Annotated in this window: 16 protein-coding genes; 1 reads left to right on the top strand and 15 read right to left on the bottom strand. The window is 39.3% G+C overall.

What is annotated here, in order from left to right:
* Positions 1-250: 250 nt before the first annotated feature.
* From rpoD to rpsU, 14 genes are all read right to left on the bottom strand, one after another.
* A complete protein-coding gene (rpoD, locus tag FC89_RS00390) occupies positions 251-1,357 on the bottom strand; it encodes an RNA polymerase sigma factor RpoD (protein ID WP_415600742.1) in 1,107 nt (368 codons plus the stop codon).
* 27 nt (positions 1,358-1,384) lie between these two features.
* Positions 1,385-3,223 carry a DNA primase gene (gene dnaG, locus FC89_RS00395; RefSeq protein WP_057870567.1) on the bottom strand — a complete coding sequence of 613 codons (1,839 nt, stop codon included), beginning with the start codon at positions 3,221-3,223 and terminating at the stop codon, positions 1,385-1,387.
* Positions 3,224-3,358: 135 nt separating this feature from the next.
* Positions 3,359-5,425: a glycine--tRNA ligase subunit beta gene (glyS, locus tag FC89_RS00400; RefSeq protein WP_057870568.1), complete on the bottom strand. Its 2,067-nt coding sequence runs from the start codon at positions 5,423-5,425 to the stop codon at positions 3,359-3,361.
* 1 nt (position 5,426) lies between these two features.
* On the bottom strand, positions 5,427-6,344 hold the full coding sequence (gene glyQ / locus FC89_RS00405) for a glycine--tRNA ligase subunit alpha (RefSeq protein WP_057870569.1): 918 nt from the start codon (positions 6,342-6,344) through the stop codon (positions 5,427-5,429).
* A 274-nt stretch (positions 6,345-6,618) separates the two neighbouring features.
* Positions 6,619-7,380: a DNA repair protein RecO gene (gene recO / locus FC89_RS00410; RefSeq protein WP_057870570.1), complete on the bottom strand. Its 762-nt coding sequence runs from the start codon at positions 7,378-7,380 to the stop codon at positions 6,619-6,621.
* Between the two features lie 46 nt (positions 7,381-7,426).
* Positions 7,427-8,332, bottom strand: a complete 906-nt coding sequence (gene era / locus FC89_RS00415; RefSeq protein ID WP_057870571.1) for a GTPase Era — start codon at positions 8,330-8,332, stop codon at positions 7,427-7,429.
* Positions 8,333-8,342: 10 nt separating this feature from the next.
* Complete coding sequence (locus FC89_RS00420; protein WP_057870572.1) at positions 8,343-8,750, bottom strand: diacylglycerol kinase family protein; 408 nt, start codon at positions 8,748-8,750, stop codon at positions 8,343-8,345.
* Positions 8,734-9,210 (bottom strand): rRNA maturation RNase YbeY, encoded by a 477-nt coding sequence (gene ybeY, locus FC89_RS00425; RefSeq protein WP_057870573.1) that lies wholly within the window; start codon positions 9,208-9,210, stop codon positions 8,734-8,736. Before ybeY ends, FC89_RS00420 begins: the two co-directional genes overlap by 17 nt.
* Before the next feature lie 2 nt (positions 9,211-9,212).
* On the bottom strand, positions 9,213-10,193 hold the full coding sequence (locus FC89_RS00430) for a PhoH family protein (RefSeq protein ID WP_057870574.1): 981 nt from the start codon (positions 10,191-10,193) through the stop codon (positions 9,213-9,215).
* A 631-nt stretch (positions 10,194-10,824) separates the two neighbouring features.
* Entirely contained in the window at positions 10,825-11,661 is an 837-nt protein-coding gene (locus FC89_RS00435) for a PRD domain-containing protein (protein WP_057870575.1), read from the bottom strand.
* Between the two features lie 68 nt (positions 11,662-11,729).
* Positions 11,730-13,175 carry a glycoside hydrolase family 1 protein gene (locus FC89_RS00440; protein ID WP_057870576.1) on the bottom strand — a complete coding sequence of 482 codons (1,446 nt, stop codon included), beginning with the start codon at positions 13,173-13,175 and terminating at the stop codon, positions 11,730-11,732.
* Between the two features lie 16 nt (positions 13,176-13,191).
* A complete protein-coding gene (locus tag FC89_RS00445; RefSeq protein WP_057870577.1) occupies positions 13,192-14,982 on the bottom strand; it encodes a beta-glucoside-specific PTS transporter subunit IIABC in 1,791 nt (596 codons plus the stop codon).
* 960 nt (positions 14,983-15,942) lie between these two features.
* Positions 15,943-16,386, bottom strand: a complete 444-nt coding sequence (locus tag FC89_RS00450; protein ID WP_057870578.1) for a GatB/YqeY domain-containing protein — start codon at positions 16,384-16,386, stop codon at positions 15,943-15,945.
* A 22-nt stretch (positions 16,387-16,408) separates the two neighbouring features.
* Positions 16,409-16,594, bottom strand: a complete 186-nt coding sequence (gene rpsU, locus FC89_RS00455; protein WP_010581058.1) for a 30S ribosomal protein S21 — start codon at positions 16,592-16,594, stop codon at positions 16,409-16,411.
* 177 nt (positions 16,595-16,771) lie between these two features.
* Between rpsU and FC89_RS00460 the strand changes: the two genes are divergently transcribed.
* Entirely contained in the window at positions 16,772-17,587 is an 816-nt protein-coding gene (locus FC89_RS00460; RefSeq protein ID WP_057870579.1) for a pyruvate, water dikinase regulatory protein, read from the top strand.
* 8 nt (positions 17,588-17,595) lie between these two features.
* On the opposite strand, the gene FC89_RS00465 is transcribed toward FC89_RS00460, so the two are convergent.
* Complete coding sequence (locus FC89_RS00465) at positions 17,596-18,501, bottom strand: deoxyribonuclease IV (RefSeq protein ID WP_057870580.1); 906 nt, start codon at positions 18,499-18,501, stop codon at positions 17,596-17,598.
* Positions 18,502-18,518: the final 17 nt, after the last annotated feature.

Genomic DNA, 18,518 nt, shown 5'->3' on the forward strand with positions numbered 1-18,518 from the left:
ATCAAAATTGATTTGCGCCTTGTCCGCTGAAGATGTTTAACTTTTAACAATGCAATTCGAAACTTCTAAGAGTTAAAAAACTATTAGTTGTTTCCACTTGAAGCCTGCATGTCAAATAGTCGCATCCACGTAACAAAACGCGAACTGCGACAACAACATGTTTTAGCTGCAAGTTTAAATGCTGTCAAAAACCACATCTCCTTTTTTAAGTTAACTTTATCATACACTTTTTTAATAAAATTGCAATCTTTTATTCCAAAAAATCACGTAATTGCTTAGAACGTGATGGATGCCGCAATTTCCGTAAAGCTTTGGCTTCGATCTGACGAATTCGCTCACGCGTAACGCCAAACACTTTACCAACTTCTTCTAAAGTCCGCGTCCGCCCATCATCTAAACCAAAACGCAGCCGCAAAACATTTTCTTCCCGATCAGTCAGTGTATCCAAGACACTTTCCAACTGTTCCTTCAACAACTCGTAAGCGGCATGGTCAGCAGGACTGGTTGCATCATGATCTTCAATAAAATCACCCAGATGTGAGTCGTCTTCTTCACCAATCGGCGTTTCTAATGACACCGGTTCTTGAGCGATTTTCAGAATTTCCCGAACTTTATCCGTTGGCATATCCATTTCTGCGCCAATTTCTTCCGGTGTTGGTTCCCGGCCTAAATCCTGCAGCATCTGCCGCTGGATTCGAATCAATTTATTGATCGTTTCAACCATATGAACCGGAATTCGAATAGTCCGTGCTTGGTCAGCAATCGCCCGTGTAATCGCTTGTCGAATCCACCAAGTAGCATAAGTTGAGAATTTGAAACCTTTACGGTAATCAAATTTTTCAACAGCTTTCATTAAGCCCATATTGCCTTCTTGAATCAAATCCAAAAATGACATTCCCCGACCAACATAACGTTTAGCAATTGAAACAACTAACCGCAAGTTAGCTTCTGCCAAGCGTTGTTTAGCAGCTTCGTCTTTTTTCTCGATTCTCAAAGCTAAAGCAACTTCTTCATCAGCTGTCAGTAAATCAACTCGGCCGATTTCTTTTAAATACATCCGCACCGGGTCATTAATTTTAACTCCAACTGGTGCACTAACATCACGATCCTTGGTTACTTTAGCAGCTTCTTTTGAAGCAACTTTCAAGCTGTGTTCGCTTGGTTCGCCTTTTTCATCAACAACTGAAATACCGGCATCTTCTACCCGCTGAATCAGCTTATCCATTTGTTTACTGTTAAGTTCGAAAGGTACCGCCAACTTCTTGGTTAGTTCATCATAACTGATTTGCTTTTGGGGCTTGTACTTACGAATTGTTTGTCGTAAAGCTTTAACGTATCCAGCATTTTCATTATTCATTTTCTCTTCTGCCATAGTGCAGCCTCCTTAAAGTGAAGCTGATTTTTTCAGCTGTCGTTGCTTTAATAATTCTACAAATTTTATCGTTAATTCTTCAACTAATTTTTGATTGTTCATTCGGCGAGCGGTTTCTAATTGCTGCTTTAAAGCTGCTAACTGTTCTTCTAACGGCGACAACTGCATAATCAGTCGCATACAATCGTCAACTTCTTCAGCCGAACCAATAGCTGCGTGATTTTCAACCTCTAATTCGACCATCAGCTGGCGTAAATGCTCATCAGCCAAAAAATCTAAAAAACGCGCCGGGTCATAGTCAGAGTACTGTTTGAAGTACCCTTCTGCCAGCAAATAAATTGTCTGGTAGCTGTCATGCACAAAAGCAAAATTGGTCGTTTCACGCAGTTTTAAACGAACATCATAGCTATGCAGCAAACGATAAAGCAATAAGCGCTCTGCTTTTTCAACGCGATCATAATTTTTAGCTGCCGGTGCTGCTTTACGCGCAAGCGGTACTGGTTGCCGAGTCTGCTGCTGAAAATTTTTACGCGCTTGCTGCTGCAGCAAACTATGCAATTGGCCCGCCAAACTTTTTTTATCCAGTGAAAATCGTTTAGCCAATTGACCAAGATATAAATCACGGGCGACTGGTGAAGCAACTCCGGCAATCTTCTCCAATACATCAGAAATATATGCCAGCTGATCATTCTCATTGGTCAAATTACGCTCGGTCGCCAAAAATGAAAACCAAAAAGACATCTGATTCTGTTGACCATTTTCCACCAATTTAACAAAAGCGGCCGGACTTTCCTGATTAATATACTCATCTGGATCACGCTGACCGGGAATTGGAATTACACCCAGTTCCAACTTAGTGAGCGGCTGTAACAACTGCAATGCACGAGCAGTCGCTTTTTGACCGGGTGAATCTCCATCATAACACAGGCATAGCCGTTCCGTAGTCCTTTCCAACAGATAAATTTGTTCGTTGGTCAAACTTGTTCCCATTGAGGCAACGCCTTGATGAACTCCAGCTTGATAAGCAGAAATAACATCCATGAAACCTTCAAATAAAATTGCAAAACCTTGTTGGCGGATCTCTCCTTTGGCTAAATCAAAATTAAAGAGCACCTTACGTTTGTTAAATAAAACTGTTTCTGGACTATTCAAATACTTAGGCAACTGATCATTCTTGGTCAACAACCGGCCCGAAAAAGCAATTACTCTTTTTTGTGGATCACGAATCGGAAAAAGCACCCGTTCTTTAAAACGTTGATACAAACTGCCGTCATTGCCTTCCGAAAATAAACCGGAACGCACCAGCAGTTCACGCGAAAAATTACGGTCTTTTAAAAACGGCAGCAGTACTTGTTGTGTTGGAGCAAATCCCAAATAAAAAGTTTCAATCGTTTCGTCACTCAACCCACGTTGATGCAGATAATTCAAAGCCGGTTCGCCAATTGCAGTGTTTATCAGTATATGATGAAATAAATCCGCTGATAATGCATAAATCTGCCGCAACTGTCCGGTTTGCGTATCTGCTTGATCCGTGGCTGAGCCGTCTTCGGTAATCGATGCTGGTAAAGCAATACCCCCCAGCTCAGCAACCTTGATCACTGCTTCAGGAAAACTGATTTTCTCCATTTCCATAATAAACTTGAAAACATTACCGCCGCGATGACACGAAAAGCAATGAAAAATCTGTTTTTCATCAGTTACTGAAAATGAAGGTGTTTTTTCCTCATGAAAAGGACACAGGCCAAAATAATTTTTGCCTGATTTATGCAACTGAACATATTGACTGACAATTTCTACAATATTGACATTTGAACGAATTTGTTCAATCGTTTCTTCCGGGATTCGTTTCACGTTTTTAAGACCCCCCGTTCAATCGGGCTAACAAAAGCCGCACAAAACCCGTGCGACTTTAATAAACACTCTTTTAAATGATACTGCATAATGTTGAAGAAAGCAAACAATACTCACTCAACAGTTACGCCGAAACTATTTAACATTAATCGCTGTCAAATCGCCAAACGACTGGAATAAACCAGCTAATTGCTGTAATTGAGCCAGACGATTTTGCTGCAGCTTTTGATCAGGACTCATTACCATTGTCTTGTCAAAATACGCTTCAATCGGTGCTCGCAGATTGCGCAGCTGCTGGTATAAATCTTCCAGCGTACCAGTAGTTTTAGCAGCAGTTACAGCTTGATTCAACTGCTTTTCTGTTGGATTTTCAAATAAGTCAGGCTGAACTGGCTGCTTATCCGGCAGATCTGCCTTGCGAGTCAACCGCAATACCCGGCCAGCCGCTTCGATCGTTTGTTTGAAGTCCGCATCATGCCGATGAGTTTCCAAAATTTCAGCTGCCTGTGCAATTGTTGTAAACGAATTGAGCGGTTGCGCAGTCACCGCATTGATGATATCAAATGCATTTTGCTGCGTTTCCAATTGCTTGCGCATCCGATCCATCATAAATTCAGCCGCTTCATTGACATGAGCTGGTTGAATTTTTTGATACAACGCTGGCTGCTGCTGTGCAGTTTTTGCCACTAGTTCCAGCAATGGTTTAATTGCTAAAGGCCAATCAAAGGCTAGACAAATTCGAATAATTCCAGCCGCTTGCCGACGCAGTGCATAAGGATCATTTGATCCGGAAGGCAGCATATCGGCTGCAAAGAAATCCGTAATGCTGTCAAGTTTATCGGCAATTGCCAAAATTGCTCCGACTTTAGTTGCTGGCAGCTTGCCACCAGCTTCGGTCGGCAAATAATGTTCTCGAATAGCTGTTGCGACAGCCGGAGTTTCACCTTGCAGCAAAGCATATTTTTCACCCATTACTCCCTGTAATTCGGCAAACTCGCCAACCATTCCTGTTACCAAATCAAACTTGTAAATAGCAGCTGCTCGGCTTAGATCCTTTTGTTCTGTTGCACTCAAGCCAATTTCGCCAGCCAACGCATGGGACAGATAGCCGACACGCTGCATTTTTTCTGCCATAGTACCAATCTTATCATGGAACATTACGTGATCTAATTTAGCCACATACTGAGCTATGGACAATTTTTGGTCTTCTTGATAGAAGAAAGCTGCATCTTCTAAACGAGCTGTCAAAACTTTTTCATTGCCGGCAATGACGTTATTTAAAGATTTCTGATTTCCGTTGCGGACAGAAACAAAATACGGCAATAACTTTCCTTGTTGATCGCGAACATAGAAAAAGCGCTGATGATCACGCATAGATGTGATTAAAACTTCATCCGGAATTGCTAAATATTTATCAGCAAAACTGCCGGCAAAAACTGTTGGATATTCTACTAAATTGTTTACTTCTTCCAATAAATCCGGCTCGACCACAATATCCCACTGATGCTGCTGAGCTAATTGCGCAATCTGCTGTTTAATAAGCTCCTTGCGTTTAGCCGCATCAGCAATCACATAAACTGTTTCTAACGCCTGCGGGTAATCACTTGCAGCTGCTAATTCGATCGCATGGCCTAAAAAGCGATGTCCTTGCGTCTGGCGACCAGTAGTAATGTTTAACAGTTTAAAATCAATAACTTGCTGATCCAATAAAGCTGTAATCCAGCGAATCGGGCGAATATACTTGAAATCATTGCTGCCCCAACGCATCATAGTCGGGAAATTCATAGCTGCAACAACACTCTTTAATTCCGGTAAAATTGCTGCCGCTGTTTTACCAGCAATAAATTTCTTAACATAGACATATTCTGTGCCTTTAAGTTCTTTAAAGTAAATATCATCCGGTGTCATTTTTTGGCCGCGTGTAAAACCAACCGCCGCTTTTGACCAGCTGCCATCTGCTTGTTGAGCAATTTTTTTAGCCGGTCCCTTGACTTCTTCTTCAATGTCCGGCTGTTTATCTGCTAAATCTAAAACTTTAACAGCTAACCGCCGCGGAGTTGAATAAACCTGCAGCTGACCAAAGTCCAGTCGCTGAGCCTTGAAAAATTCCTTTACGCGTTGTGCTAATTGCTGAACACTGGGAGTTACAACATGTGCCGGAATTTCTTCTAAACCAATTTCAAGTAACATTGTATGTGTCATCTTACTTGTCCTCCTTCAACAATTTTGCTCGGACCTGATCATCTTTAATTAACGGGAATCCAAGTTTCTTGCGTTCAGCTACAAAAGCTTTCGCAATTGATTTCGCTAAATTGCGAATCCGTGCTAGGTAGCCGGCACGTTCGGTAACTGAAACAGCTCCGCGGGCATCCAGCAGGTTGAAGGTGTGACTGCATTTTAAAACATAGTCATATGCCGGATGAATCAAACCGAGGGCAATTTGTTTTTTAGCTTCTTTTTCATAAGTATCAAATAATTCAAATAACATTTCCTGATTGCTAGTTTCAAATGCGTACTTGGAATGCTCGTATTCTGGTTCACTGAAGATGTCCCCGTAGCGAACGCCAGCTGACCATTCCAAATCAAAAACCGAGTTAACATCCTGAATATAAGATGACAGCCGCTCCAAGCCATAGGTTACTTCTGAAGCAACCGGCCGAACTTCTAAACCGCCAACTTGCTGGAAATAGGTAAATTGGGTGATTTCCATCCCGTCCAACCATACTTCCCAACCAACACCGGCACAACCCATTGAAGGGTTCTCCCAGTTATCTTCAACAAAACGAATATCATGTTCTAATGGATCGATCCCCAACGCCCGCAGACTATCTAAATATAAATCTTGAATGTTGGCTGGAGAAGGTTTCATAATAACCTGAAATTGATGATGCTGAAATAAACGGTTGGGATTTTCGCCATAACGCCCATCAGCTGGCCGCCGTGAAGGCTCAACATAAGCCGCATTCCATGGTTCCGGTCCGACTGAACGTAAAAAGGTGTACGGGCTCATTGTCCCAGCACCTTTTTCAGTATCATAGGCCTGCATCAGCATACAGCCTTGCTTAGACCAGAACTGCTGCAGTTTTAAAATTATTTCTTGAACTGTTAACTTTTTTTCCATCTTGCTCCTCCTCAAAGTTTAGCTCAGGGCACAAAAAAAGCCTATGCAACCCCCTTGCCGGTTACATAGGGACGATCATTCAACCGCGGTTCCACCCTATTTCCGATAAACTATCGGCAGCTTAATTAAGAATGGCAGCTCCGAAAACGCCAATTATACAGCTGTTATATCGGGCTCGCACTTTCCCCAACTCGCTGAGATCAACTTGCATAACCTTTTTTCATCATAGCTTACACGCTGTTAAGAATAGCCGACTCAACGCTATTTGTCAACGTTAAGCCGGCCAAATTTTCATTTCTTCTAAAAAGCGGCGTGATTTTAATTTCAATCCGACCTGATTATCATAAATTCGATTCAGTGTCCGGCGTAATTTGATTTTAGTTGCTTGGCTGACCTTGATAGAGTGAATATTAAATAAATTCAGCTGCGAAAAGACTTGTAGAAAATAAATCGTTCGCCGATCCAGTTGCAGTCGATGCGGATCAACAGACCAATGCTGCTGGCACAACAAACCACCATAACTTTCCGAAAAATCAAATACCCGATCTGTCCGATGGCAGATAACACAATCATGGAGATTAGGTTGAACACCAAAATATGTTAATAATCGGATCTCAATAATATTAGTAATAATCGCTGGATCAATTCCCTGATCAATCAATACAGCTGCCTGCTGCAACTGGTTAAACCAAGCACCCAACGGCTTAGATTCCCCAAAAGCCGCATTCGCCAATTCAAAAATATATGAAACATAGGCATTAAGTTCAATGTTATTTAGAATCTGTCGATATTGTGTACTTTCTTTGACGGCATTAATAAATGATAATCCGTCTTCACTGACCGCCCCGACATAAGACGCCTGCGTAAAGGGCAAAATAGCCGCACTCAAACGAAAACCGCGCTTGCGGGCACCGCGGATAAAGAACATTTTAAAACCAAAATGATCAGTCAAAATTTTGACCAGCATATCGCGTTCACGATAATTACGCCGAAAAAAAACAATTCCTTCAAATTCGGTTTGTTTGGTCTGACTCATAATTTCACCCCGCAGCCCATTCTAAAACCTTCAGGACAGCCAGCAACTAATCATCATCTTCTGGCTGATAGCCTAAAGCTTGCAAATCTACTTTTTTATCGCGCCAATTCTGCTGTACTTTGACCCACAACTCCAAATACACTCGATCTCCCAACAACCGTTCAATCTGCTTGCGTGCCTGTGTTCCGATTCGTTTCAGCATTTGACCGCCATGACCGATTAAAATTCCCTTTTGCGATGAACGCTCCACAATAATTGAAGCTTGAATCAAGATCTTTTGTTCGTCTCGGCGATTTATTTGTTCAACCACGACGGCGACTGAATGCGGAACTTCTTGCCGTGTTAATGCTAGCACTTGTTCACGAACTAATTCGCCGATAATGAAGCGCTCTGGATGATCGGTTACCTGATCTTCTGGATAATACTGTGGGCCCTCTGGCAGCTGCTTAACAACTGCTGACAGCAATTCGTCACAATTGATTCCTTCTAAAGCTGAAATCGGATAAACTTCTTGAAAATCCAAAGTGTGCTGAAAATCAGCCACAAACGGCAATAAGTCGTCAGGATGAACCTGATCGATCTTATTAACAATTAAAAAAATCGGTTTTTTAACCTGTTTTAGACGCTCAATAATAAAATCATCGCCGCGACCACGTTTTTGCGTAGCATTGACCATAAATAAAACTGCATCAACTTCATTTAAAGTTGACAGAGCCGACTGAACCATATAATCTCCCAGTCGGCTTTGTGGTTTATGGATTCCCGGCGTATCAATAAAAACAACCTGACTATCAGGGGTTGTGTAAATCCCCTGAATTTTGTTGCGGGTCGTCTGGGCTTTATCGCTCATAATGGCTATCTTTTGACCAACAATTCGATTTAAGAATGTCGATTTGCCGACATTTGGCCGGCCGATAATTGCTACAAACCCAGAATGCTTCTTTAAATCCATGTTTTCTCCTCTATCTCATCAATAATTGCCATAATCTAACACCTAATACACTTATCCCGACAAAAGCTGCAAAAATAGCATTCAGCAAAACAGCAGCTGATGCCATATCCTTAGCTTTTTTAGCTAGTGGGTGACGCTGATAATCTGTTACAAGGTCAACTACATTCTCCAACACCGTATTCCATAGTTCACTAGCCAAGACACTCATAATTGCCCAACCCAGCCACAGCCATTCAATCAGCTGCAGCCGTAAGAGAGCACCCAAAATGATTACCCCGGCTGCTGCCCACACATCAAAGCGGAAATTGCGCTCATCCCGCCAAACGCAAGCCAAACCAGCCAGTGCATGCCGTAACGATTCTTTAAAATTATGATTTTTCCAGCAATTTCGTACTTGCTTTTTATCTTTTAAGTCCATAGGCATCCAAAATCTTTCGTTGCAGCGCAAACATCACCTTTTCGTCTTCTGCCTTCATATGATCATAGCCATTTAAATGCAAAAAACCATGGAGCACCAAAAAACCCAGTTCTCTTTCTTCAGAGTGATGCAAATAAGCTGCTTGTTCTTTAACTTTATCAACAGAAACCATAATATCGCCCAAGTTCTTCGGTTCAGTAAACTCGGCTTCTTCCGGAATAATAATTGGATCTTCATCACCAGACTCTTCAATCGCAAAACTGATAACATCAGTCGGCTTGTCAACACCACGATATTGCTTATTGATTTGATGAATGTGCTCATTATCCATCAGTGTGACCGACATTTCAGTATTTTCCGGTAACTTTAAATAAGCTCCGGCAAATTCCAATACTTTTTTAATCAAATCCAGCCATTCAGCCGCGGCTTGTTTAGTATCATCATAAATTTCTAAATCCAAAACTACTGCTCCTCTTCTTGTGCTTGCTTTGCATAAGCGTTAATAATTTCTGCAACTACGGGATGCCGGACAACATCGGCAGCCATAAATTCAACAAAAGCAATTCGCGGTAATCCCTGCAAAACATGCCAAGCATCGATCAAGCCGCTTTGACTGTGACCGCGTGGCAAATCAATCTGTGTCTGATCACCGTTAACTACCATTTTTGAGCCAAAACCCAACCGCGTCAAGAACATTTTCATTTGTGCCCGCGTTGTATTTTGCGCTTCATCTAAAATAACAAACGCATTTTCCAAGGTACGGCCACGCATATAAGCCAACGGTGCAATCTCAATTGTACCGCGCTCCAATAAACGCTCTGTATGATCTTTACCCATAATAGTATAAAGAGCATCATAAACCGGTCGCAAATATGGATCAACTTTTTCTTTTAAATCCCCCGGTAAAAAGCCGAGTGACTCCCCCGCTTCAACAGCTGGTCGCGTCAAAATTATCTTTTCAACTTGGTTCTTCTTTAAAGCTGCAACCGCCATTACCGCCGCTAAAAAGGTTTTACCGGTTCCTGCTGGTCCAATCCCAAAAACCAGATCACTTTTTCTGATGGCTGCGACGTATTGTCGTTGACCACTGGTTTTTACGCGAATCGAACGTTTTTTCTGATCTTTAATCAAAACTTCAGTATATAAATCATGAAAATATTTTAAAGTTCCTTTATCAGCCATTTTAATCGCTGAGATCACATCTGAGCTATCAATCAAAATTCCTTCTTGCAGCAATCGTGAAAGTTCGCTTAAAATTTTGCCGACTTGTTCCACTGCCTCTGCTGTTCCGCTGAGCTGAATTTTATCGCCGAACGGTCGAATCTTGACATTTTCAGCCGTTTCCAGCAAGTGAACGTGCTGATCATTGACACCTAATAAAGATACAGCATCTTGTTGTGCTGTAATATGAAATGTTTTTTCTACAATCTGTTCATCTGTCAAAAGAGTGACTCCTTAACCCTGCAATATTATGCTTAAATCATAGCATAAAAGCTTTGTTTGTAAAAGCTTGCCAGCTTTAATTCATTAAAATAAGCAATTCAATTAATTGAAAAAATAATAGTGAAAATAAAATTTTACCTTGCATTGATCTACCATTTGATGATCGTGTCGGTTTAGCTGGTACTTGATAATTCTTTTGTAGTTGACTGATCTGAATGATAGAATCACATATATCACACGAAAAAACTAAAAAATAAGTCAGCTTACCGACCGACTTATTCAAAAAACTATGCTATATATATTACAACTAATATTTTATTTTATACTGTAAACGGTGTCAATAAAAAGCCTCGACAAAAAAGAGCGAGTTAATTAAAACTCTCTCTTCTTTCGCTGGTCTTTATTGCTAGAGGCGTAAAAATTGTAGTTTCCTACGGGAATATTGTATCATATAATACCCATATTTCCAACACCGAACTAATAAACTTTACAGTAATATATATATTCAATCTATTAATTTTCTATGTCAGTACTGTCCTTGTTTCTTAAATCCCCACATAAGTTAAATAAGATCAAGACTGACGGATTGTCAAAACAGTTCAATTTGAAGTTAAATAAGATCCGTATAATATTAAATTCCTTTATCAATCATATTTCGGTCAATATGAATAATCAAATACATCAATTCTTCGCTAGTAACTTTATATTTATATTGCTTATACAAATATTCCAGTATCTTAATTGCAATCCTTGTTGCTTCTTGGTATTGTTCCAGAACATGTTCATACATTACTCTGTCATTTCCGTTTAGTTGTTCATTGGTAATCAAACGCTCTACAAAAAATTTAATATGAGTTATCATACGACGATAGCTTAAACTCTGATTATTCAGTTTCTTTTTAGACAATACCGAAACCAGTCTAACAATTTCATCTGTAAGTTTAGTAATTTTCATACTGTCATAGTCAGTATCTTCATCTTTACGTGAATCAGCAATATGAAAAGCAATACTAGCGGCTTCCGTCCTAGATAACTGCACATTAAATGTCTTATTAATTAATTCAAGTGCTACCTTGCCTAAAGCAAATTCTTCGGGATAATAGGTTTGGGCATCATAATAGAGCTTATTTTCAAACACAAGTCCTTCTTCATTTCTTTTCAGAGCAAAATTAATGTGGTCAATCAAACTTACTAATAAACTAGGGTTCACATCAGGAAAATGTTTCCGTGTCTTTTCCAATATTTGCGATGACACTTCAATGACTTCAGAAGGAACTTCTGATAATAAGTCCTCTAATCCTGTATTTGTTTCTGGAAGAAAAATTTGAGAAATCTGTTTGTTATCAATAATAGTACCTTTTTTCTTACCATAACCAATACCCTTACCTAGGATAATGACACCTTTTTTCCCCGCATTTTCGGCAAGAACAACACTTGAATTCAGTACTTTACTGATTTTATATTCCATGTGTTCATCTCCATAATTACGGTAAAAGGAGCACCCCTGTTGTTAATTTAGTGAGCTGCTCCATTATTTTACAATTCGTTACCGTTCGTTGCGATTACATGTTGATACCAAGCAAATGAATCTTTCTTGTAACGATTCAAGGTCCCGTTTCCTTCATCATCTTGGTCAACATAAATGAATCCATAACGTTTAGACATCTGTGACGTGCTTGCACTCACAAGATCAATTGGAGCCCACGAGGTGTATCCAAGAAGGTCAACGCCACTTTCAACAGCTTTCTTCATTTCGCTTATGTGTTCCTTGAAATACTCAATTCTGTAACTATCATGGATACTTCCATCAGATTCGCGAATATCTTTAGCACCCATGCCATTTTCAACGATGAAGAGCGGTTTTTGATAACGATCATAAAGTTCGATAAGCGAGATTCTTAAACCAACTGGATCAACAGTCCATCCCCAGTCAGTAGCTTTGAGATAGGGATTTTTCCCACCAACCACTGTATTTCCAGTTGTCATTTCTAAGCCATTTTCCTTTTCAGCAGCTAATAATGACATATAGTAACTAAAAGAAATAAAGTCAACTGGGTTTGCTTTGATAATTTTTAATTCTTCGTTCGTCATTTTGATGTCAAAGTTATGTCGTTTGAAATAGGCCAGAATCAGCTTAGGATACTCACCTTTAGATTGAACATCCGCACAATAATAGTTCATAAGATTCTTGTTCAAAGCAGCCAAGACATCACCCTGTTTAGGCGTGGCCGGATATGTTGTCAATTTTGTCAACATACATCCAACTTGAGAAGTTGGTATAATTTCATGAGCTAACTTCGTAACCATCGCTGAGGCAACAAATTGATTATGAAGTGCTTGGTACTCAGTTTCTTCTAAGTTGTCGGTCTTATCTTCAATAATTCCTGCTGAAGTAAATGGGTGACGTGTTACACTGTCAATCTCATTAAATGTCAGCCAATATTTAACATCTGGGAAGCTTTCAAAACAAGCTTTAGAAAATTTAACAAATAAATTGATAACGCGTTTATCAGCCCATCCATTATATTCAAGTGCCAATTCGAGGGGCATTTCATAGTGAGATAATGTTACTAGCGGCTCAATGCCATTATCCTTTAATTCTTTGATGAACTTTTTATAGTAAGCTATTCCCTTAGAGTTAGGCAATTTTTCTTTACCCGTCGGAAAAATACGTGTCCAGGCAATAGAAAATCGATAAACTTTGAATCCTAATTCCTTAAACAAAGCAATATCTTCTTTGTAACGATAATATTGATTAATTCCTCGACGTTTTGGATAGAATGTTGTTGTTTTATCTGCAATAGCTTCAGCGATATTTTCTGATGTTACTTGAACATTTCTTTTATAATCTTTAACATCCACGTTAGGTTTGTAAGTCGCAACATCTGCAACAGATAATCCTTTCCCATCAACGTTAAATCCGCCTTCTACTTGATTGGCAGCAACAGCGCCGCCCCATAAAAAATCTTTACGAAATCCCATTTTTAAACCTCTTTCATTAAGCCAACGCAGGCAATTCAATATTGTTAGCTACTCCCTTATTTGTAATAACCATCATAACTGTAGGGTCAAAATTCTCTGCAACGATCTTATCTAAATCAAATTCAATTAAAGTTTCACCAGGCTCAACCATTTGATGTTCTTTAACCTTGACGTTAAAGTATTTACCATTTAACTTAACTGTATCTAAACCAATATGAATTAAAATTTCAGAACCGTCCTGAGTCTTCAAACCAATCGCATGACCTGTTTCGTAAGTCATTATGACTTCTGCTTTTGCCGGAGCAAATAATGTACCATCTTTAGGTTTGATTGCAATTCCCTCACCTAAAACCCCACTTGAAAAAGTTGAATCATTTACCTCCGTTAATGGAACAACTGTGCCATTAATAGGTACTTCTAATTTAACATCATCAACTGTAGAATTATTTTCTACAGATTCAACTACATCATCTTTCCAAAAAATCAACGTCAAAACAAATGATAATACAAGCGCAATTACCAGGCATAACCATGCAAACAAGAAATTCTTAGCATTTGATTTGTCAACATACATTGTCATACTTGCTATACCAGGTCCAACTAAAGCAAATGCTTTGATACCTAAGATTCCAACGATACTACCGGTAATAGCACTTGAAATCATAACAGACCCTAAAGCTCGTTTGTGTTGTAATGCAACCCCATACAGCGCCGGCTCTGTAATGCCAAACAAAGCTGAAATTGCGGCCGAGATAGCTATTGCCCGCATCTTCTCATTTTTTGTACGAACTGCAACCCCAAAACATGTCCCTGCTTCAGAAAGATTGTGTGCTAATGAAGCCGGCAAGTAAAGTAACTCTCTGCCAGTTGCAGTCATTGTAGCAACACCATAAGGAATCAACGCCTTGTGCATACCTGTCGCTACCATTAATGGTAAAATACCCGCAAGTAACCCAGTCGCTACCCATCCTAAATGATTGAACAAGAAAAGAATGGAGGCAGTAATCCATGTGCCAATTATGTATCCAATAGGGCCTAAAAGAAGAAGTGTAGCTGGAACTGTGATTGCCATGCAAATCAACGGAACCAAAAATATTCGAACCGGCTTGGGGCAATACTTAGTAACGTATTTTTCTAAAAACGCGTATAAAAGAATTGCTAAAATTGTAGGAAAGACTTGCGAAGAGTAAGTAATATTTGTTACTGATAAGCCAAACAATTTTGTCCCTTTTGTCAATAAAGTTATCAAATCAGGATAAACTAAGACACTTGCAATTGACACCGAAACTAAAACGTTTACATTCAACTTCTGTGCTGTAGTGATAGCAACTAACAATGGTAAAAAATAAAGTGGTGCGGAACCAATAAATGTAAAAATTTGGTAGGTTGAATTTGTTTCACTTATCCAACCTAATGACGAAAATAAAATCATTAACGATTTTAAAACACCAGCTCCAGCAATAGCAGGAACTAACGGTTGAAAAATTCCAATAAGAAAATCAAGAAATATCTCATACCATTTTTGTTTAGGAGCATCCCCTGCTTTTTTAACATTATTAATAATACCAATTTTAGCATTAATGGCATCAAACATTTCAACAACTGCGTTTCCAACGATAACTTGACACTGACCCGACGCGATAACGGCACCTAAAACTCCATCAACTTTTTTTAAAGCATCCAAATTTGCTTTATCATAATTGACAAGAGTAAAACGTAAACGGGTAGAGCAATGAATTAATTTAGCAATATTTCCTTTATTACCAACATTCTTAATAATTTCATTTGCGCTTGCACCATAGTCCATACATATTCATCCCTTCCTTAAATCTGTACCAAAAAAAGCAGAACCTCTCGACATTACACCAAATAACCCAGCTATACAGAAAATCGTATAGTACGAATTTTATATTGGGTGCATTGTCGATTGATCCTGCCTATATTACAAGTTACATGTCATTCACTAATGCGTCTATATAATTTTACTTACATTTATATAATAAACAATATCACATATAGATGTCAAGCGCTTTCTTGAAAATATTTAAAATAAATATAAGGCTGCGTAATAATAAAAATTGGTATATATTTTAAGAAAAATCAATGTCATTTTTACGTATAAAAAAAGGCACAGTATTCTGTAATTTGATTGGAGTGTCTAAAACCAATCAAACGAAAAAATACTGTGCCCTCATTAAATTCTATGTCAATAATTTAATATTAGCCTAAACTGCATTACATTCCTCTTAAGTTAAATAAAATCCTCCTTGCATTTGTTCAAATCAATAGCAGAAAATTCATTTACATTCCTCTTAAGTTAAATAAAATCTCCACCGTGCAATCTAACATTTGAGGTTTTGCCGTATTTACATTCCTCTTAAGTTAAATAAAATCATGAAGACTATTTGAAGATGAAAGCCGATAACGAAATTTACATTCCTCTTAAGTTAAATAAAATCCATACTATGACAAAACACTGTTAAATCAATGCTTCAAACTAATAATTCTGTCGATGACCCTAAATTTAACAAACTTCTACGCCTATTAAAGTACAAATCAGCAAAACTTTCAATAAATTCAAGAAAGTTCCAATCTGTCGACCTCCCATGTTTTTAACGCTATCGCCAATCGACAGATACAAAAATATTTTAAATGATTTTTGAATGACTAAAAATAAAAAATTACCTTACAAACATTGGCTGCTCAATTAGCAAAAAAAATAAGCTGCCATCTGCAACTTATCTTCTCCAAACCGCCATACTGTCATCTATGATAACAAAGATTTTACAATTGTATTCACTGTTTTGCCATCAGCCTGACCTTTAAGCTTTGGCATGACTGTTTTCATAACTTTACCAAAATCAGCTTTAGAAGTAGCCCCTATTTCTTTAATAGTAGTTGCAACAATCTCTTTAACCTGATCTTGACTTAACTGCTGCGGCAAATACCGCTCAACAATCTTAATTTCTGTTTCAACTGCCGGTACCAAATCTTGGCGACCAGCGGCTGAAAACTCTTTAGCTGAATCTTTACGCTGCTTCAGCTCTCGTGACAATACCGCAATCTCTTCTGAATGATCTAAATCGTGACCCGCTTTAATCTTTTCGTTCATTACAGCTGCCTTCAGCATTCTTACCGTACTGAGGGTCGCTTTATCATGAGCTTTTAAAGCAGTCTTCAAGTCATTATTCAAGGAATCTAGCAGGCTCATCAGTTCTATCCCTCCTTAGGAATTAGAAACGACGTTTGTTTTTTCGTTTACGCGCTGCTTCAGATTTTTTCTTGCGTCTCACGCTAGGTTTCTCATAAAACTCACGTTTACGGTATTCTTGTAAAGTACCTGTTTTTGAAACGGAACGTTTGAAGCGACGAAGAGCGTCATCAAGGGATTCGTTTTTACGAACGATTGTCTTTGACATTTTTGTTTCCCTCCCTCCGAGCTTAAATGTAACCGTCATATTCTGCATAAATACACAAACTTTTAACAGTTCTTAACTATTATACCTAAAGTAGCAAAGACCGTCAATAAATAATTCTGCTTGCTCTGAATTAGTTATTTTTTTATAATTAATTTATCAAGTGAAGGGGCTGATCAAATGTCAGACACAATTACCATGAATGTTTATATTATTTCCGATTCTCTCGGTGAAACCGGCTACAGTTTAGCTACTGCTGCCGCTGTCCAATTTCCAAGAGTAAAATTCAATTACCGCCGTTTTCCGCTAACCCGCAGCAAAGAAAAACTGCAAAAGATTTTGCAAGCGGCAGAAAATGATAACGCTTTGATTGTTCACACTTTCGTCAATCCGGATTTTTCAGCTTATGTTAATCAATTTGGCGAGCAGCATTCGCTGACAATTCTTGACGGAATGTCCAATCTGATTCATGCAATGCAACAAAAAAGCGGTGACCAGCCGTTAGGACAGCCTGGCCGCAATCATAAACTGAATCAAACCTATTTCAAGCGAATCGACGCCCTTGAATTTGCAGTAACCTATGACGATGGAAAAGATCCCAGCGGCTTTTTGAAAGCTGACATCGTTTTACTGGGGGTTTCACGGACATCTAAAACTCCGCTTTCGCTTTATCTAGCCAATAAAAATTATCGTGTTGCCAATTTACCGCTGGTTCCACAAGCACAATTGCCTAAAGAAATTTGGCAAGTCCCGCGGAAAAAGATTTTCGGTCTAACTAATGACCCACAAGTTTTAAACAATATTCGCCGTGAACGGATGATTACCTATGGCTTGGATCCTGATACTACTTATTCCAACGTCGATAATATCGAAGCTGAGTTAGCTTATGCGCAAGATTTATACCAAAAACTTGGCTGTACGATCATTAATGTTGCCAGCAAGTCAATCGAAGAAACTGCTACAATTATTGTCGAACAGCTAGGCAAACTCGATTAAAAACAGTCTTAGTCGAGTTTACCCGCCTGAGCAATTACTTGGTCTTTCATCGCTGGATCAAATTTTTGTTCCTGCAACATTTTTATTTCAAAAGCATACGGTGGAAATTGGTGATTTTTATCCAATCCAACATACGGTGTTTCCATGATTTTAGGTATATGCTGCAAACTCGGATGATGAGCGATTTTATTCAAAGCTGCAAAGCCGATCGTCCCAAAGCCCAAGTTTTCATGCCGATCTTTATGGCTGCCGCAAGGATTTTTAGAATCATTCAGATGCAGTACTTGCAGCCGCTGCAAACCAATTACGTGATCAAACTCATTTAATACACCATCGAAATCATTTTTAATATCATAACCGGCATCACTGGTGTGGCAGGTATCGAAAGTAACTGATAACTTTTCATTATAAGTTACGCCGTCAATGATCTGGGCTAACTCTTCAAAGGTCCGACCAACCTCAGTACCTTTGCCGGCCATGGTTTCAATTGCAATTTGCAGCTGCTGCTGTGGAGTAATGACCTCATTCAAGCCGCGAATGATATTAGCGATCGCAGCCGACGCTCCAGCACCAACGTGGGCTCCGGGATGAAAAGTCATTTGCTTAGCTCCCAGTGCCTCGGCCCGCGCAACTTCAGCCCGCAAAAATTCAACCGCAAAAGCAAAATTTTGCGGTTTTTTAGTGTTGCCTAAGTTAATGATGTATGGTGCGTGTACTACCAGTTGTGTAATCCCATGCTGCTGCATAAATTTTTGTCCCGCAGCGATCTTCATCTCACTTGTTGGCTTACGACGCGTATTTTGCGGTGCTCCCGTGTAAATCATAAATGTATCAGCTTGGTAGCCGGCCGCCTCTTTTGCAGCGCCTAAAAGCATATCTGGGCTTTTCATACTAACATGTGAACCAATCAGCATAAATTATCACTCCTTCT

The organism is Liquorilactobacillus ghanensis DSM 18630, assembly GCF_001435235.1.
Lineage (GTDB): Bacteria > Bacillota > Bacilli > Lactobacillales > Lactobacillaceae > Liquorilactobacillus > Liquorilactobacillus ghanensis.